The following is a 265-nucleotide window of genomic DNA, read 5'->3' as shown; positions in this document are numbered from 1 at the left end:
GAGCGAGGATCGCGCCGTCCGTGCGCACGAGGGTCATCGTCATGGCTGTGCCGTCGCTGCCGCCGAGCAGTTCGCGGTAAAACGCGCTGAAATAGCTGGGCCGCAGCGCCACCGAGACCATGCCCGCGAACGCGCCGTCGGCGCCGCGCCGCTCGACGCCCATGTTGAACACCTGTTCGCCGGCGACGTGCCCCGTCATGACCTTCGACACGTGTTCGAGGTCGCGCCCGTCGCGAATGCCGGTGAAATCCTCGCGCCCGGCCAC

The 265-nt window shown here is 69.4% G+C and carries 1 pseudogene; it reads right to left on the bottom strand.

Annotated features, from left to right (window positions below):
- A pseudogene (locus SB751_RS31435) lies at positions 1-265 on the bottom strand (hybrid sensor histidine kinase/response regulator); the annotation flags it as partial.

The sequence above is a fragment of the Cupriavidus sp. SIMBA_020 genome, from assembly GCF_046535395.1.
GTDB classification, from domain to species: Bacteria; Pseudomonadota; Gammaproteobacteria; order Burkholderiales; family Burkholderiaceae; genus Cupriavidus; species Cupriavidus campinensis.
The sequence above is the reverse complement of the archived record's forward strand: the minus strand, read 5'-3'. Positions and strand labels throughout refer to the sequence as shown.